This window comes from Actinomycetospora sp. ABD4_176, from assembly GCF_056311855.1.
The window spans coordinates 1,734,980-1,759,932 of the sequence record NZ_CM149974.1; the positions used below are offsets into that span (position 1 = coordinate 1,734,980).

Genomic DNA, 24,953 nt, shown 5'->3' on the forward strand with positions numbered 1-24,953 from the left:
TGGTGATGCTGCGTCGGGGGTCACCCCCGGCTCGTCCCACCCGCCGTCACGCGTGCTCGCCGCCGCGCGCCGCCACGTCCTGCAGCCAGCGCCGCACGGTGTCGCAGGCCTCGTCCGCCCCGGCCGCGACGCCGACGGGGCGCGAGGGCCCGGTGAGGTCGTCGGCCGCGGTGAGCCGCACCCGCAGCGCACCCTCGTCGAGCCACGCCGTGAGCAGGAGGACCGCGCCCCCCGGGCCGGCGGTCACGCGAGCACCGACACGACGAGGTGGACGTTGATCCCGATGACGACCGCCGCGAGCACGCCGGCGACGGCGGTGACGGCGGGCCGGGTCGTGAGCTCGCCCATGAGCCCGCGCCGCCGACCGAGGTCGAGCACCGGGACCAGCGCGAACGGGATCCCGAACGACAGGACGACCTGCGAGACGACCAGCACGAGGGTCGGGTCGGCACCCAGGCCGAGCAGCAGCAGGGCCGGCCCCAGCGTCACGCCGCGGCGCACCCACAGCGGGATGCGGCGGCGCAGGAAGCCGGCCATGACGACCTGGCCCGCGTAGGTCCCGACGCCCGACGAGACGAGCCCGGAGAGCAGCAGGGCGACCGCGAACGCGGCGGCTGCGAGCGGGCCGGCGAGGGTGCCGAGCCCGGCGTGGACGCCCTCGAGGTCCTCGGGCGCCGCGACGTCGGGGCGGAAGAACACCGTCGCCGCGACGACGAGCATGACGGCGTTGAGCACGCCGGCCGCCCCCATCCCGAGCAAGAGGTCGTAGCGCTGGCCGCGCAGCGCGGCCCGCGTCCCGCCGGCGCGGCGGCGCAGGTCGCGGGTGAGGTCGGAGTGCAGGTAGATGACGTGCGGCATGACGGTGGCGCCGAGGATGCCGGTGGCGAGCACCAGGCTGGCGGTGCCGTCGAGGCCCGGGAGCAGCCCGCCGGCGACGGCGGCGGGGTCGGGCGAGGTCTGGCCGAGCGTGGTGAGCAGGCAGACGAGGATGCCGACGAAGAAGGCGACGACGAGCAGCTCGAAGCGCCGGCGGTGCCGCTGCTGGACCGCGAGCAGCGCACAGGCGACGAGCCCGACCGCGAGCCCGCCGGGCAGGAGCGGCACGCCGAACAGGAGGTTCAGGGCCAGCGCCCCGCCGACGACCTCGGCGAGGTCGGTGGCGATCGCGACCGCCTCGGCCTGCACCCACAGCAGCCGGCTCACCGGGCGCGGGTAGTGGTCGCGGCAGAGCTCGGGGAGGTTGCGGCCGGTCGCGAGGCCCAGCTTCGCGGACAGGAACTGGACCAGGACGGCCATGAGGTTCGCCGCCACGATCACCCAGAGCAGCAGCATCCCGTGGGAGGCGCCGGCGACGGTGTTGGTGGCGAAGTTGCCGGGGTCGACGTAGGCGGTGGCCGCGACGACGGCCGGCCCGAGCAGCGGGAGCAGGCGACGCAGGCGGCCGGGGGCGGGACGCGCGCCCGCGGTCGTGGCGGGCGTCTCGGCGGGTGGGGCGACGGTCATCGACTCTCCGGCGGGCCCTGGGGACGGACGGGGGACGGACGGGGACGGCGCGGGAGGCCCGCCGGACGGCCCGGGCACTCCGGCCCGGGCCACCCGGCGACGACCTCCACGACGCGTGCGGTCAGCCGTTGACCGCGCCCCACTCGCCGGTCGGGGCCGACATCTCCATCTCCGCGGTGGCCTGCACGAGCTCCATGAGGTCCGCGTCCAGCCCGGGGCCGAACTCCTCGGGACGCTCGACGGCGATCTCCTGCGGCACGCCCTGCGGGGCCTGCTCGACGGAGAGCTCGGTGCCGTCGTTCGAGGGCGACGGGCCGTTGAAGACCTTCGCCGCCTCGTTCTGCTGGTCGATGTTGAAGGTGTACTGCTTGCTCTGCAGCCCCTGCTCCAGCAGCGTCGCGACCTCCGGGAACTTCTCCGCGCTGGTCTTCGGGATCGGCAGGAGCTTGTTCCACTCGACGCCGAGCTTCTCGAGCGCCTTCGCGTACGCGTTCTCGTGCGCCTGGTCGCGCACGATGAGGTAGGCGATCGTCGAGCGCGCCGTCTTGTTGTCGGTCATCTCGTAGAGCCGGCACTTCTGCAGGCGGCCGGTCGACTCGAGCATGAGGTTGTAGAGCAGGTTCAGCGGCAGGTTGCCGCTGTCGTAGACGTACTTGCCGGTCCAGGGGTCACCCTGCGCGTCCACCGGCAGCGCGCCCTGGGCGCCGACCAGCCAGTGGTGGATGTTGCCGCCGGACAGGGCCACCGACAGCGGCGTCGCGCCGCCCGCGGCCGGCTCGTCCAGGTCGGTCGGGTTGCCCTGGTAGCGGGGCGAGCCGTCGACGAGGCGCGCGATGGTCGTCGCGATGAGCTCGACGTGGCCGATCTCCTCGGTACCGATGCCGTAGAGCAGGTCGCGGAACGGCTTGCCCGTCGGTCCGCGGAAATTGAAGCTCTGGAACAGGTACTGCATCATCGTGCGCATCTCGCCGAACTGGCCGCCCAGCCCCTCCTGCAGGGCGTTCGCGGCCGCCGGGTCCGGCTCGTCCGGGGCGATCTCGTTCAACAGGCGCTGCACGTGGAAGAACACGTCGGTCCTCTCGTGGGGGTCCAGGGATCCCGGGCGGCCCCGACGGCGGCACGACGGCCGGCGCCCGGGACGAGCGGGAGTGCGACCAGCGTCGGGGCCGCCCGTCCCCCGGCCGTCCGTCACGGCGTCGTCCCCGCGTCGTCCCGGCGTCGTCCCCGCGTCGTCCCGCCGTCGCCGGCCCCGTCACCCCGCGCGTCGCCGCCGGCGTCCCGCACGCGTCACCGCGGCGTCACCACCGCCTCGCCGAGGGCGTGTCCGGCGCCGTCCCGGTGGGCACCCCGACCCCGTCCGTCGCGCCGTTCGTCCGAGTCGCGCCGCCGGACGGCCGTCCCTACCGTGGGGATCGCGCGTTGAGCCCGTCAGTCGCGCCGCCCCTCCAGCTCTCGTGCGACAGCCGGCTCCGCGGCGTGCGGACCCGGCGGGAACGGCGGCGATGACGATCGACGTGCCCCTGGCCCCCGTGGCGGCACAGCTGTACCTCGTGGGCCGGTTCGCCTGCCGCGTCGGCGACGAGGACGTCCGGCTCACGCCCACCGCCGAGCGGGTGCTCGCGTTCCTGGCGCTCGCGCGGCGCCCCGTCCGCCGCGGCCAGCTCGCCGGCACGCTCTGGCCCGACGTCACCGACAGGCAGGCCCTGACGCGCCTGCGCTCGGCGCTGTGGAAGGTCCCCGCCGCGCAGCGGGCCGCGCTCGTCGAGGCCGACGCCACGAACGTGGCGCTGCACCGCGGTGCGTCGGTCGACCTCTACGCCCTCGACGACACCGACGACGACGCCGACACCGACGACGGCCGCCCCGGCACGCCGATCGCCCGCGGGGAGCTGCTGCCCGGGTGGTGCGAGGAGTGGGTGCTCGTCGAGCGCGAGCGGCACCGCCAGCTGCGCCTGCACGCGCTCGAGGACCGCTGCGCCCGGGCCTGCGCGCAGGGCCGCTACGGCGAGGCCCTGCGCGCCGGGCTCGAGGCCGTGTCCCAGGAACCGCTGCGCGAGAGCGCGCACCGCCGCGTCATCGAGGTGCACCTCGCCGAGGGCAACACCGCGGAGGCCCTGGGCCAGTACGAGGGCTTCCGGACGCTCCTGCGCAGCGAGCTCGGGCTGCCGCCCTCCCCCGCCATCCGCGCCCTCGTGCGGCCGCTGCTGGGCCGGCCGGCGGACTGACTCTCCGCGGTCGAGCGGGCACCCCACGAAGTGCCCCTTGACGCCCCTGAGCAGGCGTTCTGTAATTGGTTGGGCTACCAACCGAGGAGATGGGGACGGCATGGGTGTCACGGACGGTGTCCTGGTGGTCGGCGCGGGTGCGGTCGGGCTGACCACCGCGTGCCACCTGGCGCGGCTCGGCGTCGGGGTCCGGGTCGTGGACGCCCTCCCGGAGCCGACCACCGAGTCCCGTGCCGTGGCGATCCACGCCCGGAGCCTGGAGATGCTCGCGACGCTCGGGGTCCTGTCGGGCCTGGAGGGCCGTGGCCGGCGGATGCGCGGGCTCGCCATGCTCGACGGCCGCAGCGGGCACGTCCGCGCGCACGTCGACTTCTCCGACATCCCCAGCCGGCACCCCTACATCCTCGACATCGCCCAGCCCGACACCGAGGCCGTGCTCGGCGAGCGCGCCGCCGCGCTCGGTGTCGCCGTCGAGCGCGGGGTGCGCGTGACGGCCCTGCGCCAGGACGCCGACGGCGTCACGGTCACGCTGGACGGGCCCGGCGGCGAGGAGACCGCCCGGGTGGGCTGGGTCGTCGGCGCCGACGGGGGCCACAGCACGACGCGCCACCTCGTCGGCACGCACCTCGAGGGGTCCTTCCACGGCCAGCACTTCGCGATGGCCGACGTCGAGGTCGACACGGACCTGGCGCCGGACACGCTGCGCATGTTCGCCCACCCCGACGGCCTGGCGATGCTCTTCCCGCTGCTCGGGACCCGCGCCCGGGTGATGTTCCTCGTCGACGACCCCGGCGAGGGCGCGGGCGACCCGACCCTCGAGCAGATCCAGGCGCTCACCGCGACCCGCATGGCCGGCGCGGTCCGCGTGCACGACCCGCGCTGGCTGACGTACTTCGAGGTGCACCACGCCCAGGTCGCGCGCTACCGCCACGGCCGGGTCCTGCTGGCCGGCGACGCCGCGCACATCCACAGCCCCGCCGGGGCGCAGGGCATGAACACCGGGATGCAGGACGCGGCGAACCTCGCCTGGAAGCTCGCCCTCGTCGCCCGGGGGCGCGCCGATGCCGCGCTGCTCGACACCTACGACGACGAGCGGCACCCCGTGGGCGCGTCGGTGGTGCGCATGACGACCACGATGACCGACGTCGCCGCCCTCTCCGGGGTGGCCGCCGCGTGCCGCAACGCCGCACTCTTCGTCGCGGGCCACGTCCGGCCCGCGGTCGACGCCCTCGCCGCCACCGCGGCCGAGGTGACGATCAGCTACCCCGACAGCGCGCTCTCCGTGCGCCACGGGCGTCGGCACGGCCGCCGGGCCGCCGCGCCCGGCGACCACGCCCCGGACCCCGAGGGCCTCACGCGTCCCGACGGCGTCCCGGTGTCGATCGAGGAGCTCCGGGCGCGGCCCGGCTTCCTGCTGCTGACGACGGGGGGTGCGGACGGGCTCCCCGGGGTCCTCGGCGACCTCGGGACGGTCGTGCGGCGGCTCGGCGCGGACGTCCTCGACCCCGACGGCGTCGTCGCCCGCGCGTACGGCCTGGAGGACGGCGGCATGGCCCTGGTCCGCCCCGACGGGTACCTCGGCCTGGTCTCCGACACCGCCGACCCGGACGTCCTGCGCGGTTACCTCACCGACACGCTGCACGTCGTCACGCCGACCGCCGAGCCGGCGGCGGTCTGAGGTCCTCGTGGCCACCAGGCCCGACCGGCGCGCCGCCATCGTCGACGCCGCCCTCGCGGTCATCGGCGAGTCGGGGATCGGCGGCTTCACCCAGCCCCGGGTCGCCGCCCGGGCCGGCATGCGCCAGAGCCACCTCACCTACTACTTCCCGACCCGTGACGACCTCCTCGTCGCCGTCGCCGACGAGGCGGTGCGCCGCCGCGTCGCCGTGCTGGAGGAGGCCCGGGTCGGCGCGGACGGCTCGCGGGAGCAGGTCGCCGCCCTCGCCCGGGTGCTCACCGCGCCCGAGCAGACCCGCATCCTGCTCGCCCTGACCCAGGCCGCCGACCAGCACGAGGCCGTGCGCGCGTCCTTCGACGCCCTGGCCGCGGGCGTCGCCCCGCTCGGCGCCGACCTGCTGCGCTCCGCGGGCGCGGACGCGGACCCGGCGGCGCTGGGCCTGCTGCAGGCCGCCTCCACCGGCCTCGCCGTCCTGGCCCTCGCCCGGGGCGGCGACGCCACCGCTCTCGCCGAGCACCTGCTCGGCACCCTCCTCGACCGCCTCGCCGCCGCCCGGAAGGACCCCCCGTGACCCTGCAGCTCCCGCTGAAGCGCTCCACCGCCGGGCCGCAGTACGCCGGCTGGACGCCCCGCACGGTCGCGATGGAGGGGCTCGGGACCGAGGTGCACGCCGGGCAGCGTGTCCCGGTCGCCGGCGGCGTCACCCTCAACGCCGACGTCTACACACCCGCGGTCCCCGGCCGGTACCCCGCGGTCGTGTCCTTCGCCGGCTACAGCACCGAGTGGCACACCGCCGGCATCCCCACCGGCTCGAACGAGATCGGGTCCCCTCCCGTGTTCACCGACCGGGGGTACTGCCCCGTGATCGTGGAGCGCCGCGGGATGGGCCGGTCGGACGGCGAGCCGGGCCAGTTCGACCTGCCCGTCCCGCCCTACCTCGCCCGCAACACCGTGCACGGCGGAGGCGAGAGCTGGATCGAGGTCACGAGCGTGCCGGTCACCCCCGGTTGAGGTGCAACCGCAGCGGCAGCGAGGCGAAGGCGCGCATCGTGTTGTTGTGGTGCCGGACCGGGGCGGCGGCGGGCTCGATCCGCTCCACCCGCCGCGCCAGGGCCGTAAGCAGCGCGGCGCCCTCGAGGCGGGCCACGTGCTGGCCGACGCACTGGTGGATCCCCATGCCGTACCCGACGTGGCCCGAGGGGTCGCGGTCGATGTCGAAACGGTCGGGGTCGGTCCAGTGGCGGGGGTCCCGGTTGGCGCCGCCGAGGAACATCAGGATCTTGCGGTCGGCGGGCACCACGGTGCCGCCGATCGGGGTGTCCACCTCGGCGGTGCGGAAGAACGTCTGCACGGGCGACTGCCAGCGCACCGCCTCGTCGAACGCCACCCGCGCCCGCTCCGGGCGGGCGCGCAGGGTCGCCCAGGCGTCGGGGTGGGTCGCGAGGCCGTGCAGGACCGCCCCCAGGCCGTGGACGGTGGTGTCGACCCCCGCGGTCAGCAGCGAGCGCACGATCAGCGGGGCCTGCGCCGGAGTGATCTCGCCCCGGTCGGACGCCGCCCAGATCGCCGCGCCGAAGCCGTCGTCGGCGAGCACCTCTCGGGCGCACTGCGCGCCCACCCAGGCCGACAGCTCGGCGACGCGCGGCGCGCCCCTGGCCACCAGGTCGTTCGACGGGCCGAAGGCGTTGAAGGCGTGGTCGCCGTAGGGCAGCAGGTTCTCCCGGCCCTCGCGCGGCAGGCCGACCGCGTCGGGGAAGACGCGCAGCGGGAACGCCTCGGCGAGCGCGGCCATCCCCTCGAGCTCGACGACCGGGCCCGCGCCGTCGAGCAGCCCGGCGACGAGGTCCTCGGCGTCGGCGAACCAGCGATCGCGCAGCCGGCGCAGCGCGCGCGGGCCGAGGATCGCCGAGAGCACGGCCCGGGGGGCGTCGTGGTGCGGCGGGTCGGCCTCGAGCAGCAGGCTCGGCGGGCGCCAGGGGGTCTCGTGGCGGAAGTTCGACATGCCCACCCCGGCGCTGGACGGGAACCGCTGCCAGTCGACGAGCGCGGCCCGGACCTCGGCGTAGCGGGCGACGGCGTAGAGCTCGTGCCGCGGCAGGAAGACGACCGGGCCGGCGTCGCGCAGGGCGGCCTGCATCGGCAGGGGGTCCTCGAGCACCTCGTGCGAGAAGGGGTCGACGTCGAGAACCGGGACGGCGGGTGCGGTGGTGGTCATGCCGGGGCTCCTCTACAGGTCGAGCACGAGGCGGTCGGTGCACGAGCGCGAGACGCACGGGAACAGGCAGTCGCCCGCGGCGCGCTCGTGGTCGGCGAGGACGGAGTCGCGGTGGTCGGGGACGCCGGCCAGGACCGCCGTCTCGCAGGTGCCGCAGGTGCCCTGCTCGCAGGACGACAGGGCCGTCGCCCCCACCCGGCGCGCGGCCTCGAGGACGGAGAGCTCCGGGCCGACGGTGACCGTCACGCCGGTGCGGGCGAGCTCGACGACGAACGGCTCCTCGCGCACCGGGGCGCCGAGCTCGGCGGCGGTGAAGCGCTCGGTGCGCAGCAGGTGGGGTGGGCGGTGGGCGGTGGCGTCCTCGATCGCCGTCAGCAGCGGGCCGGGTCCGCAGCAGTAGACGACGGTGCCCTCGTCCGCGTCGGCGACGAACGCCGCGAGCGGCAGCAGCCCCGCCTCGTCCTGGGGGTGCAGGCGCACCCGGTCGCCGAAGCGGGCGAGCTCGTCGCGGAAGGCCATGCTGTCCCGCGAGCGCCCGCCGTAGAGCAGCGCCCAGTCCGCGCCCACGAGCTCGGCCTGGGCGACCATCGGGAGCAGCGGCGTGATCCCGATGCCGCCGGCGACGAACAGGTAGCGCGCCGAGGGGACCATCGCGAAGTGGTTGCGCGGGCCGCCGAAGCCGACGGTGTCGCCGACCGCCAGCTCGTCGTGCACGTACGCCGAGCCGCCGCGCCCGTCGACCTCGCGCAGCACGGCCACCCGGTAGGTGTGCGCGTCCCAGCGGTCGCCGCACAGCGAGTACTGGCGGGTGGCGCCCGAGGCGAAGGTGAGGTCGACGTGCGCGCCGGGCGCCCAGTCGGGCAGGCGCCCGCCGTCGGGCCGCGCGAGCACCAGGGTGACGACGCCCTCCGCCGCCCGCGTCTTCTCCCGCACCACCAGCCGGTCCGTCCCGTCCATGAGCGGGAGGATGCGGAGTGACCGGCGTCCCCGGGAACGGCGATCCCGTTCAATGGGCAGCGAGTCGCTGCTCGATCCGTCGCGCCGCCTCCGCGAGCCCGGGCACGTGGTCGCGGGCGCGGTCGTCGTTCGGGACGATCACCGACACCGCGGCCGCGACCCGCCGGTGCTCGTCGCGCACCGGGACCGCGATGCCCGTCGCCTCGGGGTGCAGGTAGCCGGGGCAGACGACGAAGCCGTCGCGCCGCACGTCGGCGAGCCGGCGCCGCAGCTCGCCGGGGTCCGTCGGCGTCGCCGGGGCCAGGCGCGCCAGCGGGCCGGCGAGCACCCGTTCCTGCAGGTCGGCGGGCGCGTGGGCGAGCAGCACGAGGCCCGACGACGAGGCGTGCAGCGGCAGGCGTGCGGCGATGCGCGTGTAGTTGATCACCGCCTGGTCGGCCGAGAGGCGCTCGACGAACAGCACCTGCTCGGCGTCGAGCACCCCGAGCTGGGCGTGGTGGCCGACGGCGCGGTGCAGTTCCTCGAGCACCGGCATCGCGAGCTCGCGCAGCGAGACCGTCGGCGACGCCCGCGAGGCCAGCTCCCAGAGCCGCGTGCCCACTCGCACGCGGCGGTCGGAGTCCCGGGCGAGCAGGCCGTGCTCGACCATGTCCGCGACCATCCGCGACCCCGTCGTCGTCGGCAGCCCGGCCCGCCGCGACACCTCCCCGACGGTCAGCGACCGGTCGGTCGGTGTGAACGCCTCGAGGATGCGCACGACGCGCTCCAGGACCGACTCCCCCGACGACGAGTGCGCCACGTGCCCATCCTCCCCGATGCGCACGGCGTTGACGTGACCCAGGTCACTCCCTAGCGTCGGGTGGGCGCTCCCCGATCCGTCGACGAGCCGGAGCCGCCCGATGCCCGAGTACGACCCGCGCACCGCCACCGGGATCCCGACCGAACCGGTGGGCTCGATGCCGCGACCCCAGAAACTGCAGGACGCCTACGCCGCCTACGACGAGGGCAGGATCGACAAGGCCGCGCTCGAGCAGGAGCAGGACGCCGCGGTCCAGGACACCATCGACCGCTACGAGGCCACCGGCGCGCCGATCATCTCCGACGGCGAGCAGCGCTGGTCGTCGTTCGCCACCTACCCGATCACCGACACCCTCGCCGGCACCGGCCTGGCACCGTCGCTGGCGCCGGGCGGGCAGTTCTTCGCGATCTTCGCCGACGGCCACGGCCGCCAGCTGCCCAAGCTGGTCAAGGGCCCCTTCGAGTACGTCAACCACGCGGCGGACTCGCTGCGCAAGTCGATCGGCAGGGCGAGCAAGCCCATGAAGCAGGCGGTCATCTCGCCGTCGATGCTCGCGCTGCTCTACCCGCTGCGGGATCCGGTGGACGGCTACAGCCGCGAGGACTTCGAGGCGACCTTGATCGACGAGTGCGAGTCCGACATCCGCCAGTCGTTCGACGCCGGCGCCGCGCGGGTGTCGGTGGACTTCACCGAGGGCCGGCTCGCGACGCGCGAGGACCCGCGCAACCCGTGGACCGGCGCGGGCCTCCTCCCCCACTTCATCGAGCTCATCAACGGGGTCATGGCGCGCTTCTCCGCCGAGGAGCGCACACGGATCGGCGTCCACACCTGCCCGGGCGGCGACCGCGACTCCGTGCACTCCGCGGACGTCCCGTACAACAACCTGCTGCCCGAGATGTTCACGATCAACGCCGGCTACTTCCTCATCCAGCTCGCCGGCGAGCGCGAGAAGGACCCGGTCTACGAGTCGATCGGGCGCAACCTGCGCACCGACGCCGACGGCGTGGTGCAGATGGCCTACATCGGCGTGATCAACCCGGGCAACCCGCGGGTGGAGAGCGCCGAGGAGGTCGCCTGGCGGCTCGAGCGCGCGGCGAACTTCATCGACCGCCGGCAGCTCGGGTCCACCGACGACTGCGGCTTCTCGCCGTTCTCGATCGACGAGAAGCCGAACCACGGCTCGCCCGACTACGCCCGCGACGTCGCGTTCCAGAAGATCACCAACCGCGTGGAGGGCACGCGCATGGCCGCCGAGCGGCTCGGGGTGTCCTAGGGTCGGTGCTCGTGGAGTTCCGGCCGGGCCGCTCCGACGAGCCGCCCGGGCGGGAGCTCCTCGCCGCCCTCAACGCCCTCCTCGACGCCCAGTACCCCGGGCGCGCCGCGCGACCGGGATCGGTGACGACGCCCGGGGAGATGGCGCCGCCCCGGGGCCTCTTCCTCGTCGGGTACACCGGCGGGCGGGCGGTCGCGATCGGCGGGGTGCGGCCGCTCGGTCCCGAGGGCACCGACGTCGCCGAGATCAAGCGGATGTACGTGGTGCCCGAGGCCCGCTCGCGGGGCGTCGGGCGGGCGCTGCTCGCCGCGCTCGAGGACGCCGCCCGCGAGCTGGGCTACGCGCGGGTGCGCCTCGACGCCGGCGCCGAGCAGCGGCACAGCCGGCGGCTCTTCGCCGACGCGGGCTACCGGCCGATCCCGCCGTACAACGCCAACCACATCGCCGTGTTCTTCGGGGAGAAGGACCTCGCGACGGCGTCAGCCCCCGTCGGCCCGGCGGACGACGTCCTCCGCGCGCCACGCCAGCCCGAGTGACAGGCCCGCCGCGCCCAGCCAGAGGGCGGGGACGAGCACCACGCCGGTCGTGGAGATCCCCGGGGTGACGACGGTCGGCAGCGACGCCAGGAGCCCGAGCCCCAGGAGCACGCTCTGCCCCAGCAGCGTCACCCGCATCGACCGGGCCGTGCCCCACGCGTAGGCCCGTGCGGGCGGGGCGACCTCGCCCCCGGCGATCAACGTCCAGCCCACCCGGCGCCGCTCCGCCGACGAGAGCACCGCCCCCGCACGCCGGACGTGCGCCACCACGACCCGCGGCCGGCCGGCCGCGACCCACACGGCGACCGCGACCGCGAGCACCGCCAGCACGACGACCACCAGCACGACGCTCGCGCCCGGCGCGGGCAGCCGCCCGCGCGTCGTCGCGACGCAGAGCCGCAGCACCGGCACGAGCAGCAGCACCAGGGCCACCGCCCAGGTCCGCCACGCCCGGCGCCACGCCCGCGAGGGCGGGACCAGCGGGGGCGGGGGCAGGGCGCGCTCAGTGCTGACAGGTGCCGCCCTCGGTGTAGGGCCGCGTCGCGCCGAACCACTCCTCGAGCACCGACAGCGGGCGCCCGAGGACCGGGTCGGCCGCCACCGGCGCGGCGACCCGCGGCACGCCGTCGAGCGTGTAGGTCACCGTGGCGTCCGGGTGCTCGCCCGCGAGCCGGCGCGCGCCCATCAGCACGATGCTCTCGGCGTCGTCGTCGGCGATCTCCGCCGCCAGGTCCGGGTCGTCGGTGCCGGTGAAGCGGACGTCGCCGCCCTCCAGCCAGCCGACGACGCGCACCGACTCGGGGACGAGCAGCGGGTTCCAGTGGCCCGGCTCGGTCCGGATGTTGGAGAACATCGTGAAGGCGGCCTCGGTCTTGAGGCCCAGGTACGGGCTGGCCCCGTTGAGCACGAGGGCCACGAGCCCGAGGACGAGGACCGGGTGGGCCACCCGCAGGCTCGCGCGCGGCCGCCGGTCGCCCGGGAACCACAGGTGGCGCAGGCGCCACAGCACGACCGACGTGAACCCCATCCACGTCAGGCAGACCACGACCGCGCCCCAGTGCCGGGCGCCGCCGTCCCACGGCGCGAGTGCGGGGACGACCAGGTCGTGGCCGACGACGTACGCCACCCCGCCGACGACGACGGTCCACCAGGGACGGGACAGCGCCCGGTCGACACCGTGCCGCAGCCACGACGGCAGGAGGGCGCGGCCGACGGCGATGCCGCGGGCCGCCACCACCGGCGGCAGGAACAGCGCGTAGAAGGCCCAGGCGAGCCCGGAGAACCACGAGTGCCCGGCGAGGGCGGACAGCGCGTGGAACGGCAGCGCCACCATCACCGCGTAGGGGCGGGTGCGGTGGAACGCCAGCAGGATCGGCAGCGACAGCTCCGTGGCGAGCGTCCCCGCGATGACGGCCGGCACCACGATCGCGGGCACCTGGACCATCGGGATCGACTCGAGGATCCACACCGCGCACGTCGACGCCGTGTCCAGGAACCCCGCGTTGATCTTCGCGAGGGCCGCGAGGATCCACATGAGGATGAAGGCGAGGCGCAGGAAGGGCGCGATCCGGTCGTAGAGCAGGCCGGGGTCGAGGGCGACCCGCGGGCGCGTGGCGAGCAGGCCGAGCCACCAGAGCCCCACCGTGACGCCCATCAGCCCGAGGAGGATCTGGTGGTTCACCGGATCCGGCATCTGCCGGACGCACTCGGCGACCAGCGTCGCCGTCAGCACCATGAAGCGGACGGTCGAGGAGGGCTTCACGAGCACGGCGAGCGCGGCGACGGCGACCGGTACGGCGACCCAGGGCGTCCACGTGCTGTTCACTCGTGGATCAGCGCGCCCACCGCGAGCGCCACCGCGAACACGCTGAAGGCCGAGCGCCGGTACGGCTTGTACGTCGGCTCGGGATGCTCGATCGCCGTCAGCCGGACGAGCTGGGTCTGCGTCATCGTCCCCCCGCACACTGACCTGGTCGGACCTTAGCGTTCGCCCGACGCGGGAGGGCTCCGACCTGCCCCGATGGTGGCAAGATCGCCCGGGAGAGGGCGGCGATCGACCCCGGGAGGCGGGTTGACCGAGGGTTCGCAGGAGCGGGACGGTCGGGAGCGTCCGGCCGTCACCTGGCCGGAGCCCGAGCGAGCGATGGAGGCCGGCATCGACGTCGACCGCGCCAACGCCGCCCGGATCTACGACTACCTGCTCGGCGGGGCCTGCAACTTCGCCGTCGACCGCGAGCAGGCCGCGAAGATCCTCACCCGGAACCCCGACATGGCCTCCGTCTGCCGGGCCAACCGCGACTTCCTGCGCCGCGCGGTCGAGTGGTGCCTGTCCGCCGGCATCGCCCAGTTCCTCGACCTCGGTTCCGGGGTGCCGACGGTCGGCAACGTCCACGAGATCGCGCTGGCGCACCGCCCCGACGCCCGCGTGGCCTACGTCGACGTCGAGCCGGTCGCGGTGGCCCACGCCCACGAGGTCGTCGACGGGCTCCCGACCGTCAGCGTCACCCGTGCCGACATGCGCGACCCCGACCGCGTGCTCGGCGCCCCGGGCGTCCGGGACCTCCTCGACCCGGACCTCCCGACGGCCCTGCTCACCGTCGCCGTCCTGCACTTCGTGCCCGACCCCGGGCTGCCCGCGATCCTCGCCCGCTACCGCGCCGCCCTGGCCCCCGGCAGCGTCCACGTCATGAGCCACGGCAGCGCCGACCACGACGACCCGGATCTCGCCGCGAGCACCCGCGCCATCCAGGACGGCTACCGCGGCAGCGCGACCGAGGTCGTCCTGCGCTCGCGCGACGAGATCCGCGAGTGCCTCGGCGGGCTCGAGCTGGTCGCGCCGCCGGGCCGCCTCGTGGACATCGTCGACTGGCCGACCCCCCGCCCGGGCGTGCGGCCCACCGGCGGGTACGCCGCGATCGCCCGCATCCCCTGACCCGCGGTCACGGGTCGGAGCCGGGCCGGCGACGGTGAGGAGCGTGCCGGCCTCTCAGGCCTCCCGGCGGCTCGCCGGGCGCGTCCCCGCGACGGAGAGCTCGGCGAAGCAGCGGGTGCCGTCGCGGCGTGCGGTCACCTCGAGGCCGGCCCGGGCGGCGACGGCGTCGATCGCCGACGCGCCCAGCACCGCCCACGGGAACCAGGGACCGCACCGGGTCGAGGGGGGCACCTCGCCGGTGTCGAGGTCGGTGTCGAGGTCGGTGTCGAGGTCGCCGGTGTCGAGGTCGGTGTCGAGGTCGGTGTCGAGGTCGTCGGTGTCGAGGTGGGCCACCCCCTGCCACCAGGACCCGGAGGTGGGCTCGAGCTCGACGAGCACGGTGCCGGACGGGCGGAGCAGGGTGCGGCAGCGCTGGAGGAGCCCGACCGGGTCGCCGCCGATGCCGATGTTGCCGTCGGCGAGCAGCACGTGCGCCCAGCGCCCCGGCCCGGGCAGGCCGTCGAGCGCGTCGCGGTGCAGCACCGTGGCGCCACGGGCCTCGCAGTAGCGGATCGCCTCCGGGGACACGTCGATCCCGAGCGCGGGGACGGCGCGGGCTTCGAGCGCCACGAGCAGGCGGCCCGGTCCGCAGCCGAGGTCCAGGGTCGGCCCGGTGCAGCGGTCGACGAGCCAGTGGTCCTCGGGGTCGGCCTCGCCGTGCCAGCGGTCGGGGTCGAGGGCCACGACCACGCCGTCGGCGCGGACGAGCCGGCGGGCGCGGCCGGTGAGGGCCGCGTCGAACGCCCCGCCCGTGGACGGGGTGACCGCGCCCGTCGGGGCCCAGGAGGTCCCGGTCACCGGGCCTGCCGCTGTCCGACGGGGAGGAGCTCGCGGACGGCGCGGGCGAACCGTCCGTCGGGGACCAGCTCGGCGACGACGGCCGCGTCGGCGGCGGTGTCGACGTCGGCGAGGGTGGGCAGCTCGCGGACCCCGCCGGGCAGCCCGGCGCGCAGCGCCGCGAGGGTGCGCTCGCCGGTGTCGTCCCGTGAGGTCGGCACCGGGGTGATGATGGTGGCGTGGCGCGGGTGGCGCAGGGCGAGCGCCCACCACCCGCCGTCGACGGCCGGGCCGAGGGCGCCGCCCACGAGCGCGTCCGCGCCGGCGACCGTGTCGACCGTGTCGAACGCCGCGGCGAGCAGGGCGGCGTCGACCTGCGGGGTGTCCATGCCGATCTGCAGGCTCACCGCGTCGGGGAACCGGCGGGCGGCCTCCTCGTGGGCCGCGGCGATCCGCTCGCCCAGGGTGCCCTCGCCCTGGTCCACCACCGTCGTCCCCGCCAGCGCCGCGGCCAGCTCGTCGGCGCGCACCCCGTCGCGGACCTCCCCCGCCAGCGCGACCAGGACCGCGGCGTCGGGCACCGCGCGGGCGGCGTCGAGGGTGTCGAGCAGGGCGGCGGCGGCGACCTCGGCGGCGCCGTCCGGGGTGGCCGGGGGGACGAGGCGGGTCTTCACGCGTCCGGGCACGGGAACCTTCGCGAGGATGATCACTACCCGTCGGACGCGGTCGGTCACTGATCGCACAAGCGGTGTCCGTACCGGAGCGCGGATCGGTTCGGTGTGTGGTCGGAGGTCATCGCACCGACCGGGTGCGCCCGCCGCGGACCAGCGCCTTCGTCATGTCCCGGACCGCGCGGTAGGTCCCGCGGACCGACCCGGAGACCTTCGAGCGCCCGCCGCCGCGCGGCCGGTAGTCGACGTCGACCTCGCGGATCCGCCAGCCCGCCGCGCCGGCCCGGATGAGCAGCTCGAGGGGGTAGCCGAAGGCGCGGTCGGTGACGCCGAGGTCGAGCAGGGCCCGCCGCCGGCCGACCCGGACGGGCGCGATGTCGCGCACGGGGACGGCGCGCAGGCGCATCATCCCGGAGAGCACGAGGTTCGCCGCGCGGGCGTGCCACGGCCAGATCCCGCGCTGCGTCGGCACCCGGCGGCCGACGACGAGGTCGGTGCCGGTGCCGGTCCCGTCCAGCAGGCGCACCATCGCCGGCAGCGCCCCCGGGTCCAGCGAGCCGTCGGCGTCGATCACCGCGACGACGTCGCTCTGCGCCGCCTCCAGCCCGGCGTGCACCGCGGCGCCGTAGCCGCGCCGCGCCTCGTGCACGACGCGCGCCCCCAGCGCCGCCGCCACCTCGGGGGTGCCGTCGGTCGAACCGTTGTCGACCACCAGGGCGTCGAAGCCGTCGGGCAGCGCCCGGAGCACGGCGGGCAGGGCGTCGGCCTCGTCGAGGCACGGCAGCACGACGTCCACGCGATCACTCACGGGGCAGGACGATAGGGGGTGCTCGACCGGCCCCCCACGGCGGCCGAACAGAGCAGCCCGTACCGTCCGCGCGGTGCCCGCCCTGCGCACCCGCCCACCACGCCTGCGGGGCGACCTCGTCGCCGTCGCGCTCGTCGCCGCCCTGGTCACGACGGCCGCCCTGGTCGGCTGGGCGCTGATCGACCGCGGCGTCGACGTGCTCGTCGGCTGGCCGCCGCTGCTCGCCTCCTGGATGCCCCACGTCGGTCCGGGGACCGTCCCGGCGCTGCTCGTGGGCGCGCTGGTGGTGGTCGCCGGCCCGACGGTGGCGCAGCGCTGGCGGTGGGGTCCGCTGCTGGCCGTGTCGTTCGTCGCGGCCTGGGCGTGGACGATGACGCTCGCGCTCATCGACGGCTGGGCGGTCGGCGTCGCCGAGCGGCTCGCCACGCCGAGCGAGTACCTCGTCGAGATCCCGATCCGCGGCACCGTCGGCGAGTTCCTCACGACCTTCGCCGACCGCATCCCGTCGTTCCAGGTCGGCGCGCTGGTCACCCACGCGAGCGGCCACCCGCCCGCCGCCACCCTGTTCTACGAGATGCTCTCCCGCCTCGGGCTCGGCGGCCCGGACTGGGCGGGCGCGATCACGCTGACGATCGGGGCGTCGGCCGTCGTCCCGGTCGCGCTCACCCTCGCCGCCGTCGCCGATCGCGACAGCGACCGGACCATCGCCCGGCGATACCTGCCCTTCGGGATCCTCTTCCCCGGCGCCGTGTGGGTGGGTGTCTCGGCCGACGGGATGTTCGCGGCGGTCTTCGCGTGGGGTGTCGCCTTCCTGGCCCTCGGCGCGATGCGGCGCTCCCCGGCCGGCGCGGCGCTCGCCCTGCTCGGCGGGCTGGTGCTGGGCCTGTCGCTGTTCCTGTCCTACGGGCTCGCGGCGGCCGGGCTCGTGCCGGTCGCGGTCGCCGTGCTCACCCGGCGGGTCGCGCCGCTGGTGTGGGGCACGCTCGGCGTCGCCGTCGTGGTGGCGCTGTTCGCGTGGGGCGGGTTCTGGTGGTTCGACGGCTACTTCCAGGTCCAGGTGCGCTACTACCAGCCCGGCGAGTACGGCCTGCGCCGCCCGTACGAGTACTGGGTGTGGGCGAACCTCGCGTCCCTGGCGTTCGCGGTCGGGCCCGCCGTGGTCGCCGGCGTGCGCCGCGCCGGCTGGTGGGTGTGCGGCTGGGTCGGGCGCCGCCGCCCCGCCCCGGACTGGTGGGGTCGGGGCCACGGCGCCGTGGTGCTGCTCGTGGCCGCGGGGCTGGCGGCCGTCCTCGCCGCCGACCTCTCCGGCCTGAGCAAGGCCGAGGTGGAACGCATCTGGCTGCCGTTCGCCGTCTGGCTCGTGCCGGCCGTGACGCTGCTCCCCCGCACCGCCGTCCGGCCGTGGCTCGCGGCGCAGGCCGTGCTCGCCCTCGCGGTGAACTCGCTGCTCGCGACGGTCTGGTAGGTCAGCCGACCGGCGCCCGCAGCGGGTCGGTCGCGAACGCCCGCACGCCCTCGTCGAACCCCACCGACGCCCGGAACCCGAGCACCTCGGCGGCGCGGGCCGGGTCGGCGGTGATGTGCCGGACGTCGCCGGGCCGGGCGCCGCCGACGACCTCGGGCGCCGGGCCCCCCATCGCCGTCGCCAGGGTCCCCGCGAGGTCCCCGATCGTGCGGACCTCCCCCGAGCACACGTTCACCGGGACGCAGTTGCCCTCGCCGGCGTCGGACTCGAGCGCCGCGAGGTTCGCCGCCGCGACGTCGGTGACGTGCACGAAGTCGCGCCGCTGCGCGCCGTCCTCCATCACCCGGGGGCCCTCGCCCCGCTCCAGGGACGAGCGGAAGATCGACGCGACGCCGGCGTAGGGCGTGTTCTGGGGCATCCGCGGGCCGTAGACGTTGTGGTAGCGCAGCGCCCACACCCGCCCGCCGGTGGCACGGGCCCAGGCCAGGGCCAGGTTCTCCTGGGCGAGCTTGGTCGCCGCGTAGGTGCTGCGCGGCTCGAGCGGCGCGTCCTCCGGGATCAGCTCGCCGGCCAGCTCCCGGCCGCACCGCGAGCAGGCCGGGTCGAAGCGCCCGACCTCGACGTCGGCGGGGCGCCGCGGCGGTGCGGGCACGACGCCGTGCTCCGAGCAGGAGTACCGGCCCTCGCCGTAGACCACCATCGAGCTCGCCAGCACCAGCTGCCGGTGCCCGCTGCGGTACATGGCGGCGAGCAGCGCGGCGGTCGCGAGGTCGTTGTGCCGCACGTACTCCGGGGCGTCGGTCGGATCGACGCCGTGGCCGACCATCGCCGCCTGGTGGCAGACGGTGTCGACGCGCGCGAGCAGGCCGTCGAGCACCGACGGGTCACTGACGTCGCCGCGCACCAGCTCGTGGCGCCGCACCCACTCGGGCGCCTCGGGCTCGCCGTGGGCCGCGGGCAGCAGGTCGTCGAGCAGCAGCGGCTCGTGACCCTTCTCGGCCAGCAGGTCGGCGATGTGGGATCCGATGAAGCCGGCACCGCCGGTGACGAGGACGCGCACGGCGCGCACCGTACGGTCACCCCGTGGACCCCGCCGCGCGGCGTCCACCGAACCGTTCCCCCGGGTGCGGCGAACACGACACGACGACACCGAGGGAGGAGAGCGTCCTGCAGGCCCCACCGCCCCTGAGCCCCCGGACCTGGCGCAGCCCCCTGCGCGGGCCCTGGCTCACCTCGGTGCTCGGCGCCGTGCTGCTCGTCGGCCTGCCGATCGTCATCGTCACCGGGCTGCTCTCCTACATCGCCTACGGGCCGCAGTTCGGGCAGGCGTTCCCGGGCGACGTCGCGGGGTTCCGGCTCCCCTCCTTCGACTGGCCGACACGCCCGTCGTGGCTCTACCGCCTCAACCAGGGCCTGCACGTCGGTCTCGGGCTGGCGCTCATCCCGGTGGTGCTCGCAAAGCTCTGGTCGGTGGTCCCGAAGTTCTTCGAGTGGCCGCCGGTGCGCTCGCCCGCCCAGGCCCTCGAGCGCCTCTCGCTCGTCGCGCTGGTCGGCGGGCTGCTGTTCGAGATCGTCACCGGGACGATGAACATCCAGTACGACTACGCGTGGGGCTTCGACTTCTACACCGCCCACTACTGGGGCGCCTGGGTGTTCATCGGCGGGTTCGTCGTGCACGTCGCGATCAAGCTGCCGACGATGGTCCGCTCCCTGCGCGGCGGGTCGTTGCGGCGCTACCTCGCGCAGTCCGCCGCCGAGACCGAGCCGGAGCCGCCCGACAGCCACGGGCTGGTCGCCGTCGCCCCGTCCCCGCCGACGACGAGCCGCCGAACGATGCTCGGGGCCGTGGCGGGCGGGTCGGCCCTGCTCGGCCTCACCGCCCTCGCCACGACCGTCGACGCCCTGCGCCCCCTGGCCGTCCTGCACCCCCGCGGGCAGTCCTACGGCGACGGGCCGAACGACTTCCAGGTCAACCGCACGGCGTTCGGCGCCGGCATCCCGCCCACCATCGGCGAGGGCTGGACCCTGCGCCTCGCCGGCGGCACCGCCCCGGTGACCCTGACCCGCGACCAGCTCCTCGCGATGCCCCTGCACACCGCGACCCTGCCGATCGCCTGCGTCGAGGGCTGGTCGACGACGCAGACGTGGACCGGGGTGCGACTGCGCGACCTCGCCGCGCTGGCCGGCGTCCCGGAGCCGGCGAACGCCTTCGTGCAGTCCGCCGAGCGCGCGGGCCCGTTCGCGCGGGTGACCCTGACGCAGGGCCAGGTGCTCGACCCGGACTCGCTGCTCGCCCTGCGGGTCAACAGCGCGGACCTCTCGCTGGACCACGGCTTCCCGGCGCGCGTGATCGTCCCGGCGCTGCCCGGGGTGCACAACACCAAGTGGGTCGCCGCCGTCGACTTCCGGGTCGCGTGATGCGCCGCGTGCTCGCCGCCTGGGAACGGTCGTACGGCGCCGACCCGCTGCACCTGCTCGCGCTCGTGGGCTGCTTCGCCCTGGTCGCGGCGGTGGTGCGGCAGGTCGCCGACGACCCGAACTGGTGGTGGATGCTCGTCTGGTTCGTCGGCGCGATCGTCGCCCACGACCTCGTCAGCTACCCCCTCTACGCGCTCGCCGACCGGTCCCTCGTCCTCGGGCGCTGGGCCTGGCGGCGCCGGACGCACCGCACCGCACCCCGGGTCGGCGTCGTCGACCACCTGCGCCTGCCCGCGATGGGCTCGGTGCTGCTCCTGGTCGTCTTCTGGTCGTCGATCAGCCGCGCCGGCGAGCCGGTGCTGCTCTTCGCCGCGGGCCTCACGACCACCGACTACCTCGACCGCTGGCTGTGGGTCACCGCGGGCCTGTTCCTGCTCAGCGCCGTCGTCTACGCGGCGCGCCTCGGGCGGTCGGTGCGGGACCGGCCGGACTAGCCGGCGAGCAGCGCGGCCAGGGCCCCGACGCCGGCCACGTCGAGGTGGGGGCGCCGGTCGGCGGGCACGTCCCGGAACGCGTCGGCGTCACCGAGACCGGTGCGCACGGCGACGGCGAGGGCCCCGCCGCGGTGCGCCATCGGCACCTCGAGCGTGGGGTCGTCGCCGACCACCGCGAGCTCGGCCGGCGGCACCCCGAGGTGCCGCGCCGCCGCGCGCAGGGCCGGCAGCGCCGGCTTCCCGACGACGGTGACGCGCGCGCCGGTGAGGTCCCGGACGACGGCGCTGATGACCCGCGACGACCCGAGCGTGCGCCCTTCCGCCGTCGCGAAGTACGGCGACGGCGACGCGCTGTAGAACCGCGCGCCGGCCGACACCGCGGCGCAGGCGGCCTCCAGCGACGCGAAGGTCAGCTCGTCGCGGTACCAGCCGGCGAGGACCGCGTCGGCGCTCGTGCCCCGCAGCGGCGGCAGCGTCTCGAGCCCCGCGGCCTCGAGGGGCGCGGTGATCCCCTTGCCGCCGAGCACCATGACCCGGCGATGGCCGCGCCGCCGCAGGACGTCGGCGGCCGCGACGGCCGGGGTGAGCACCGCGCCGTCGGGCACCGGGAGGCCCGCCTCCTGGAGGGCGTGCGCGCACTCCGGCGGCGTCTTCACCGTGCCGTTGGTGAACACGCAGAACGGCGTGCCCCGCGCCGCGAGGAGCTCCACGAACCCGGCGGCGCCGGGCAGGGCGCGCAGGCCGCGGTTCTGCCGGTCGCCGAGCACGAGCGTGCCGTCCATGTCGAGGACGAAGCCGCGGGTGGCCCGCAGCCGCGCGACGGCGGCCGGGTCGGGCGCCGGCTCAGGCACCGGGAGCTCCCCGGGACGGCGGTGGACCGCCAGGCGCAGGCCCGGCTTGTCGATCTGCAGGTCGTGGACGGCGGGCCGGTCGCCCAGCTCCCGCAGGAGCTCGAGCACCGGGGCGACGGCCGGGCTCGCGCGCTCCGGCGCCGGCCCCGCCGCGACCATCGCGTCGACCTGCTCGGCGGGCATGTGCGCGCGCAGGAGCAGCTCCTCGTCGCTCATGCCGGGGCCGAAGCGCCGCCGCAGCTCGGCCGGGTCCGGCGCCGGCGGCTCCGCCCGCAGCTCGCGGGCACGCGGGCGGTCGAGCACGCGGTCGAGGACGTCGGGCTCGATCGGGGCGGTCGGGCGCCCGAAGCTGCCCAGCGCGTAGCGGATCACCTGGTCCGGGACGGTCGTCCAGCGCTCACCCAGCAGGTTGAACAGGGCCTGCGAGACCACCATCTGCGGGAACGGCGTGACCATGATCGGGTGTCCGAGCTCGGCGCGGACCCGCCCGACCTCCGCGATCAGCTCGTCGAAGCGGTCCTCCATGCCGAGCTCGCGCAGCTGGCGGCGGGTCGTGGTCATGACGCCGCCCGCGATCTGGTGGTGCAGGAAGGCGGCGTCGAACTCCTGGGGCCGCCCCGCCGGCAGGCCCTCGGCGGTCGCGATCCCGTCGACGAGGTCGCAGGCCAGCCCCAGCGCGTGGTCGTCGACGTCGACCCGGTGGCCCATCGCGCGCAGGTTCGCCACGGTCCGGCGCACCTCGGGCAGCGACGAGCCGTTGCCCAGCGCGCCGCAGCCGGTCTGCACCACCTCGACGCCGTGCTCGGGCGCGATCGCGTAGGTCAGTGGCGAGAGCCCGATCGTCGCGTGCGAGTGCAGCTCGAGCGCCGTGTCGCCGAGGGCGGCCACCACCGCCGGGAACAGGGTGCGGGCGCGCTCCGCGGTGAGGATCCCGGCGGGGTCCTTGACGTAGACGCGGTCGATGTCGGGGCAGTCGCGCATCTGGCGGGCGAGGTCGGCGTAGAAGGCGTCGTCGTGCACCGCGCTGATCGTGAACGTCAGCGCGCCCACCACCTCGTCGATGCCGGCCTTCTTCAGCCGCCGGGCGGTGGCCCGCGCGGCGTCCATGTCGTGCATCGGGTCGAGGACGACGACCCGGTCGATGCCGTTCGCGGCGAGCCGGTCGTAGACCAGCTGCATCGTCTCCGGGTGGGAGTTCTGCCAGCTGATGAAGCGGAAGCCGGTGCCGATGAACTGCAGCTTCGTGCGCGGCATGAGCGCGCGGGTGCGGCGGAACAGTGCCCAGGGGTCCTCGCGGTGGGTGCGCACGAGCATCCCCATGGCGGTGCTCGAGCTGTAGTCGAGCGCCCGGAAGCCGACGCGCTCGAGCAGGGGCGCGAGCGTCAGGACGTGGGCGCTGCGCAGGCCGGCCGCACCCCACAGGCTCTGGTTGCCGTCGCGCAGGGAGACGTCGACGAGCCCGACGTCGGCCATCAGGAGACCTCCGCCAGATCGCGCCGGCGGGCCTGCCAGCGCTCGAAGGAGCCGGTGTCGACCCCGCCCGCGACGAGCTCGGGGTCGTCGAGCAGGGCCCGGTGCACCGGCGCGGTCGTCGCGACGCCCTCGATGCGCAGCAGGTCGAGCGCCGCCCGGGCGCGGGCGAGCGCGTCGGCCCGGTCGGCGCCGTGCACGACGAGCTTGGCGAGCAGCGAGTCGTAGTGCGGCGGCACGACCGAGCCGCCCTGGACGCCGGTGTCGACGCGGATCCCGTCGCCGACGGGCAGGACCATGCGCTCGATCCGGCCCGGCGAGGGGCGGCCCCGCGCGTCCTCGGCGTTGATCCGGCACTCGACGGCGTGCCCGCGCACGGCGACGTCCTCGTCCCGCAGCCGCAGCGGCAGCCCCTCGGCCACGGCGAGCTGCTCGGCGACGAGGTCGAGCCCGGTCACCATCTCGGTCACCGGATGCTCGACCTGGATGCGCGCGTTCATCTCGAGGAAGTGGAAGCTCCCGCGGTCCCGGTCGTACAGGAGCTCGACGGTGCCCAGCCCGCGGTAGCGCAGGTGGGTCGCGAGCGCCAGCGCGGCGTCGGCCATCGCGGCGCGGACGTCGTCGCCGAGGCGCGGCGCGGGGGCCTCCTCGAGGAGCTTCTGGTAGCGGCGCTGGACCGAGCAGTCGCGGTCGCCGAGGGCCACGGCGGACGTGCCGTCGCCGAGCACCTGCACCTCGACGTGGCGCCCGGAGGTCACGTAGCGCTCGAGGTAGACCCGCGGGTCGCCGAACGCCGCGCCCGCCTCCGCGACCGCGACGTCGAGGGCGCCCGGGAGCTCCGCGGCGGAGCCGACGAGCTTCATCCCCCGGCCGCCGCCCCCGCCGACCGCCTTGACCAGCAGCGGGTAGCCGACGCGGTCCGCGACGGCGCGCGCGCCCGCGAGGTCGGCGGCCTCCCCGCCGGGCACGACCGGCAGGCCGGCGTCGAGGGCGTGCGACCGCGCGGTGAGCTTGTCGCCGACGGCCTCCAGCGTCGCGACCGACGGCCCGACGAACACCAGCCCGGCCTCGCCGCAGGCCCGAGCGAGAGCCGGGCTCTCGGAGAGGAAGCCGTAGCCGGGGTGCACGGCGTCGGCGCCGGCGGCGAGCGCCGCGCGGACCACCGCCGCCGGGTCGAGGTACGACTCCGCGGCCGGGGCCGGGCCGAGCCGGACGACGCGGTCGGCCATCCGGGCCGGCAGCGCGTCGAGGTCGGCGTCGGACGCGGCGAGCACCGAGGAGATCCCGAGGCGGGCGCACGTCCGGATCACCCGGACGGCGATCTCGCCGCGGTTGGCGACGAGCAGGCAGCGGATCCTCACGGGGCGGGCTCCACCACGAGCAGGACGGCGTCGGTGTCGGCGAACTCCCCGTTCGCGGTGCGGAACTCGGCCACCGTCCCGCGGACGCCGGCGTGCACGGGGGTCATCATCTTCATCGTCTCGACGATTCCCACGACGGTCTCGGCGTCGACCTCGTCGCCCACCTCGACGTACGGCGGCGCGCCCGGCTGCGGCGCGCGGTAGAAGGTGCCGAGCAGAGGCGGGTGCACCGCCACCGTGCCCTCCGGCACCGCCGCCCGGGACGGCTCCGTGGTGTTCGCGGGGGCCGCCGGCTCGACGGGCTCGGCGCGCTCCACCTCGGGGCGGCGCCGCACCTCCTGCTCGGCGGTCCAGCCGGCCGCGCCCTCCCGGCGCACGGTCAGGGTGAGGTCGGCCAGCTCGAGGTGCAGCTCGTCGAGGCCGCCGGCGTCCAGCGCGCGCACGACGTCGCGGACGTCGTCCGGGGTGAGGTCCACGGCGC

The 24,953-nt window shown here is 75.9% G+C and carries 26 protein-coding genes; 10 read left to right on the plus strand and 16 right to left on the minus strand.

The annotated features are described in order from the left end of the window. Nucleotides 1-46: 46 nt before the first annotated feature. The 3 genes from ACYX4T_RS08490 to ACYX4T_RS08500 all read right to left on the minus strand — a co-directional run bounded on the left by ACYX4T_RS08490 (nucleotide 47) and on the right by ACYX4T_RS08500 (nucleotide 2,572). Nucleotides 47-247, minus strand: coding sequence for a hypothetical protein (locus ACYX4T_RS08490; RefSeq protein WP_476014108.1), 201 nt, complete (start codon nucleotides 245-247; stop codon nucleotides 47-49). After that, nucleotides 244-1,503 (minus strand): Nramp family divalent metal transporter, encoded by a 1,260-nt coding sequence (locus ACYX4T_RS08495; RefSeq protein WP_476014109.1) that lies wholly within the window; start codon nucleotides 1,501-1,503, stop codon nucleotides 244-246. The genes ACYX4T_RS08490 and ACYX4T_RS08495 overlap by 4 nt, the downstream gene beginning before the upstream one ends. A gap of 121 nt (nucleotides 1,504-1,624) precedes the next feature. Next, nucleotides 1,625-2,572: a manganese catalase family protein gene (locus tag ACYX4T_RS08500; RefSeq protein ID WP_476014110.1), complete on the minus strand. Its 948-nt coding sequence runs from the start codon at nucleotides 2,570-2,572 to the stop codon at nucleotides 1,625-1,627. 433 nt (nucleotides 2,573-3,005) lie between these two features. On the opposite strand from ACYX4T_RS08500, the gene ACYX4T_RS08505 reads away from it, so the two are divergent. The 4 genes from ACYX4T_RS08505 to ACYX4T_RS08520 all read left to right on the plus strand — a co-directional run bounded on the left by ACYX4T_RS08505 (nucleotide 3,006) and on the right by ACYX4T_RS08520 (nucleotide 6,417). Further along, nucleotides 3,006-3,728, plus strand: coding sequence for an AfsR/SARP family transcriptional regulator (locus ACYX4T_RS08505; RefSeq protein ID WP_476014111.1), 723 nt, complete (start codon nucleotides 3,006-3,008; stop codon nucleotides 3,726-3,728). Nucleotides 3,729-3,828: 100 nt separating this feature from the next. Further along, on the plus strand, nucleotides 3,829-5,406 hold the full coding sequence (locus ACYX4T_RS08510) for an FAD-dependent monooxygenase (RefSeq protein WP_476014112.1): 1,578 nt from the start codon (nucleotides 3,829-3,831) through the stop codon (nucleotides 5,404-5,406). Between the two features lie 7 nt (nucleotides 5,407-5,413). Further along, entirely contained in the window at nucleotides 5,414-5,977 is a 564-nt protein-coding gene (locus ACYX4T_RS08515; RefSeq protein ID WP_476014113.1) for a TetR/AcrR family transcriptional regulator, read from the plus strand. After that, a complete protein-coding gene (locus tag ACYX4T_RS08520; RefSeq protein ID WP_476014114.1) occupies nucleotides 5,974-6,417 on the plus strand; it encodes a CocE/NonD family hydrolase in 444 nt (147 codons plus the stop codon). Before ACYX4T_RS08515 ends, ACYX4T_RS08520 begins: the two co-directional genes overlap by 4 nt. Here ACYX4T_RS08520 and ACYX4T_RS08525 read toward each other — a convergent pair. From ACYX4T_RS08525 to ACYX4T_RS08535, 3 genes are read right to left on the minus strand one after another with little or no spacing between them, the layout of a single operon-like run. Further along, the gene (locus ACYX4T_RS08525; protein WP_476014115.1) at nucleotides 6,404-7,621 is read right to left on the minus strand and encodes a cytochrome P450; all 1,218 of its coding nucleotides are present in this window, start codon (nucleotides 7,619-7,621) and stop codon (nucleotides 6,404-6,406) included. The two genes, ACYX4T_RS08520 and ACYX4T_RS08525, sit on opposite strands and share 14 nt — an antisense overlap. Nucleotides 7,622-7,633: 12 nt before the next feature. Then, a complete protein-coding gene (locus ACYX4T_RS08530) occupies nucleotides 7,634-8,578 on the minus strand; it encodes a PDR/VanB family oxidoreductase (protein ID WP_476014116.1) in 945 nt (314 codons plus the stop codon). A gap of 49 nt (nucleotides 8,579-8,627) precedes the next feature. Beyond that, a complete protein-coding gene (locus tag ACYX4T_RS08535) occupies nucleotides 8,628-9,377 on the minus strand; it encodes an IclR family transcriptional regulator (RefSeq protein WP_476014117.1) in 750 nt (249 codons plus the stop codon). Nucleotides 9,378-9,477: 100 nt separating this feature from the next. Here ACYX4T_RS08535 and ACYX4T_RS08540 point away from each other — a divergent pair, with 100 nt between their 5' ends. Together ACYX4T_RS08540 and ACYX4T_RS08545 are read left to right on the plus strand one after the other, a co-directional pair. Continuing rightward, nucleotides 9,478-10,650 (plus strand): uroporphyrinogen decarboxylase/cobalamine-independent methonine synthase family protein, encoded by a 1,173-nt coding sequence (locus ACYX4T_RS08540; RefSeq protein WP_476014118.1) that lies wholly within the window; start codon nucleotides 9,478-9,480, stop codon nucleotides 10,648-10,650. Nucleotides 10,651-10,661: 11 nt separating this feature from the next. Next, nucleotides 10,662-11,186 carry a GNAT family N-acetyltransferase gene (locus tag ACYX4T_RS08545; RefSeq protein ID WP_476014119.1) on the plus strand — a complete coding sequence of 175 codons (525 nt, stop codon included), beginning with the start codon at nucleotides 10,662-10,664 and terminating at the stop codon, nucleotides 11,184-11,186. Here ACYX4T_RS08545 and ACYX4T_RS08550 read toward each other — a convergent pair. The 3 genes from ACYX4T_RS08550 to ACYX4T_RS08560 all read right to left on the minus strand — a co-directional run bounded on the left by ACYX4T_RS08550 (nucleotide 11,130) and on the right by ACYX4T_RS08560 (nucleotide 13,136). Continuing rightward, nucleotides 11,130-11,618: a hypothetical protein gene (locus ACYX4T_RS08550; protein WP_476014120.1), complete on the minus strand. Its 489-nt coding sequence runs from the start codon at nucleotides 11,616-11,618 to the stop codon at nucleotides 11,130-11,132. The two genes, ACYX4T_RS08545 and ACYX4T_RS08550, sit on opposite strands and share 57 nt — an antisense overlap. A gap of 70 nt (nucleotides 11,619-11,688) precedes the next feature. Then, entirely contained in the window at nucleotides 11,689-13,011 is a 1,323-nt protein-coding gene (locus ACYX4T_RS08555; RefSeq protein WP_476014121.1) for a hypothetical protein, read from the minus strand. After that, nucleotides 13,008-13,136 (minus strand): hypothetical protein, encoded by a 129-nt coding sequence (locus ACYX4T_RS08560; protein WP_476014122.1) that lies wholly within the window; start codon nucleotides 13,134-13,136, stop codon nucleotides 13,008-13,010. Before ACYX4T_RS08560 ends, ACYX4T_RS08555 begins: the two co-directional genes overlap by 4 nt. A 121-nt stretch (nucleotides 13,137-13,257) precedes the next feature. On the opposite strand from ACYX4T_RS08560, the gene ACYX4T_RS08565 reads away from it, so the two are divergent. Beyond that, on the plus strand, nucleotides 13,258-14,118 hold the full coding sequence (locus ACYX4T_RS08565) for an SAM-dependent methyltransferase (protein ID WP_476014123.1): 861 nt from the start codon (nucleotides 13,258-13,260) through the stop codon (nucleotides 14,116-14,118). A 54-nt stretch (nucleotides 14,119-14,172) separates the two neighbouring features. On the opposite strand, the gene ACYX4T_RS08570 is transcribed toward ACYX4T_RS08565, so the two are convergent. The 3 genes from ACYX4T_RS08570 to ACYX4T_RS08580 all read right to left on the minus strand — a co-directional run bounded on the left by ACYX4T_RS08570 (nucleotide 14,173) and on the right by ACYX4T_RS08580 (nucleotide 16,401). Next, nucleotides 14,173-14,955: a class I SAM-dependent methyltransferase gene (locus ACYX4T_RS08570; protein WP_476014124.1), complete on the minus strand. Its 783-nt coding sequence runs from the start codon at nucleotides 14,953-14,955 to the stop codon at nucleotides 14,173-14,175. Then, on the minus strand, nucleotides 14,952-15,620 hold the full coding sequence (locus ACYX4T_RS08575; protein WP_476014125.1) for a DUF2064 domain-containing protein: 669 nt from the start codon (nucleotides 15,618-15,620) through the stop codon (nucleotides 14,952-14,954). The genes ACYX4T_RS08570 and ACYX4T_RS08575 overlap by 4 nt, the downstream gene beginning before the upstream one ends. Before the next feature lie 106 nt (nucleotides 15,621-15,726). Then, nucleotides 15,727-16,401, minus strand: coding sequence for a glycosyltransferase family 2 protein (locus ACYX4T_RS08580; RefSeq protein ID WP_476015216.1), 675 nt, complete (start codon nucleotides 16,399-16,401; stop codon nucleotides 15,727-15,729). An 85-nt stretch (nucleotides 16,402-16,486) separates the two neighbouring features. On the opposite strand from ACYX4T_RS08580, the gene ACYX4T_RS08585 reads away from it, so the two are divergent. Beyond that, nucleotides 16,487-17,878, plus strand: coding sequence for a hypothetical protein (locus ACYX4T_RS08585; protein WP_476014126.1), 1,392 nt, complete (start codon nucleotides 16,487-16,489; stop codon nucleotides 17,876-17,878). Between the two features lies 1 nt (nucleotide 17,879). Here ACYX4T_RS08585 and ACYX4T_RS08590 read toward each other — a convergent pair whose 3' ends face one another. Continuing rightward, on the minus strand, nucleotides 17,880-18,938 hold the full coding sequence (locus ACYX4T_RS08590; protein WP_476014127.1) for an NAD-dependent epimerase/dehydratase family protein: 1,059 nt from the start codon (nucleotides 18,936-18,938) through the stop codon (nucleotides 17,880-17,882). Between the two features lie 23 nt (nucleotides 18,939-18,961). Between ACYX4T_RS08590 and ACYX4T_RS08595 the strand changes: the two genes are divergently transcribed. Both ACYX4T_RS08595 and ACYX4T_RS08600 read left to right on the plus strand, forming a co-directional pair. Next, entirely contained in the window at nucleotides 18,962-20,296 is a 1,335-nt protein-coding gene (locus tag ACYX4T_RS08595; protein WP_476014128.1) for a molybdopterin-dependent oxidoreductase, read from the plus strand. Then, nucleotides 20,296-20,790 (plus strand): hypothetical protein, encoded by a 495-nt coding sequence (locus tag ACYX4T_RS08600; protein WP_476014129.1) that lies wholly within the window; start codon nucleotides 20,296-20,298, stop codon nucleotides 20,788-20,790. Before ACYX4T_RS08595 ends, ACYX4T_RS08600 begins: the two co-directional genes overlap by 1 nt. Here ACYX4T_RS08600 and ACYX4T_RS08605 read toward each other — a convergent pair. From ACYX4T_RS08605 to ACYX4T_RS08615, 3 genes are read right to left on the minus strand one after another with little or no spacing between them, the layout of a single operon-like run. After that, nucleotides 20,787-23,114, minus strand: coding sequence for an HAD hydrolase-like protein (locus ACYX4T_RS08605; RefSeq protein WP_476014130.1), 2,328 nt, complete (start codon nucleotides 23,112-23,114; stop codon nucleotides 20,787-20,789). The genes ACYX4T_RS08600 and ACYX4T_RS08605 overlap by 4 nt on opposite strands. Continuing rightward, nucleotides 23,114-24,472, minus strand: coding sequence for an acetyl-CoA carboxylase biotin carboxylase subunit (locus ACYX4T_RS08610; RefSeq protein WP_476014131.1), 1,359 nt, complete (start codon nucleotides 24,470-24,472; stop codon nucleotides 23,114-23,116). The genes ACYX4T_RS08605 and ACYX4T_RS08610 overlap by 1 nt, the downstream gene beginning before the upstream one ends. Then, nucleotides 24,469-24,948: an acetyl-CoA carboxylase biotin carboxyl carrier protein gene (locus tag ACYX4T_RS08615; protein WP_476014132.1), complete on the minus strand. Its 480-nt coding sequence runs from the start codon at nucleotides 24,946-24,948 to the stop codon at nucleotides 24,469-24,471. The genes ACYX4T_RS08610 and ACYX4T_RS08615 overlap by 4 nt, the downstream gene beginning before the upstream one ends. Nucleotides 24,949-24,953 lie beyond the last annotated feature (5 nt).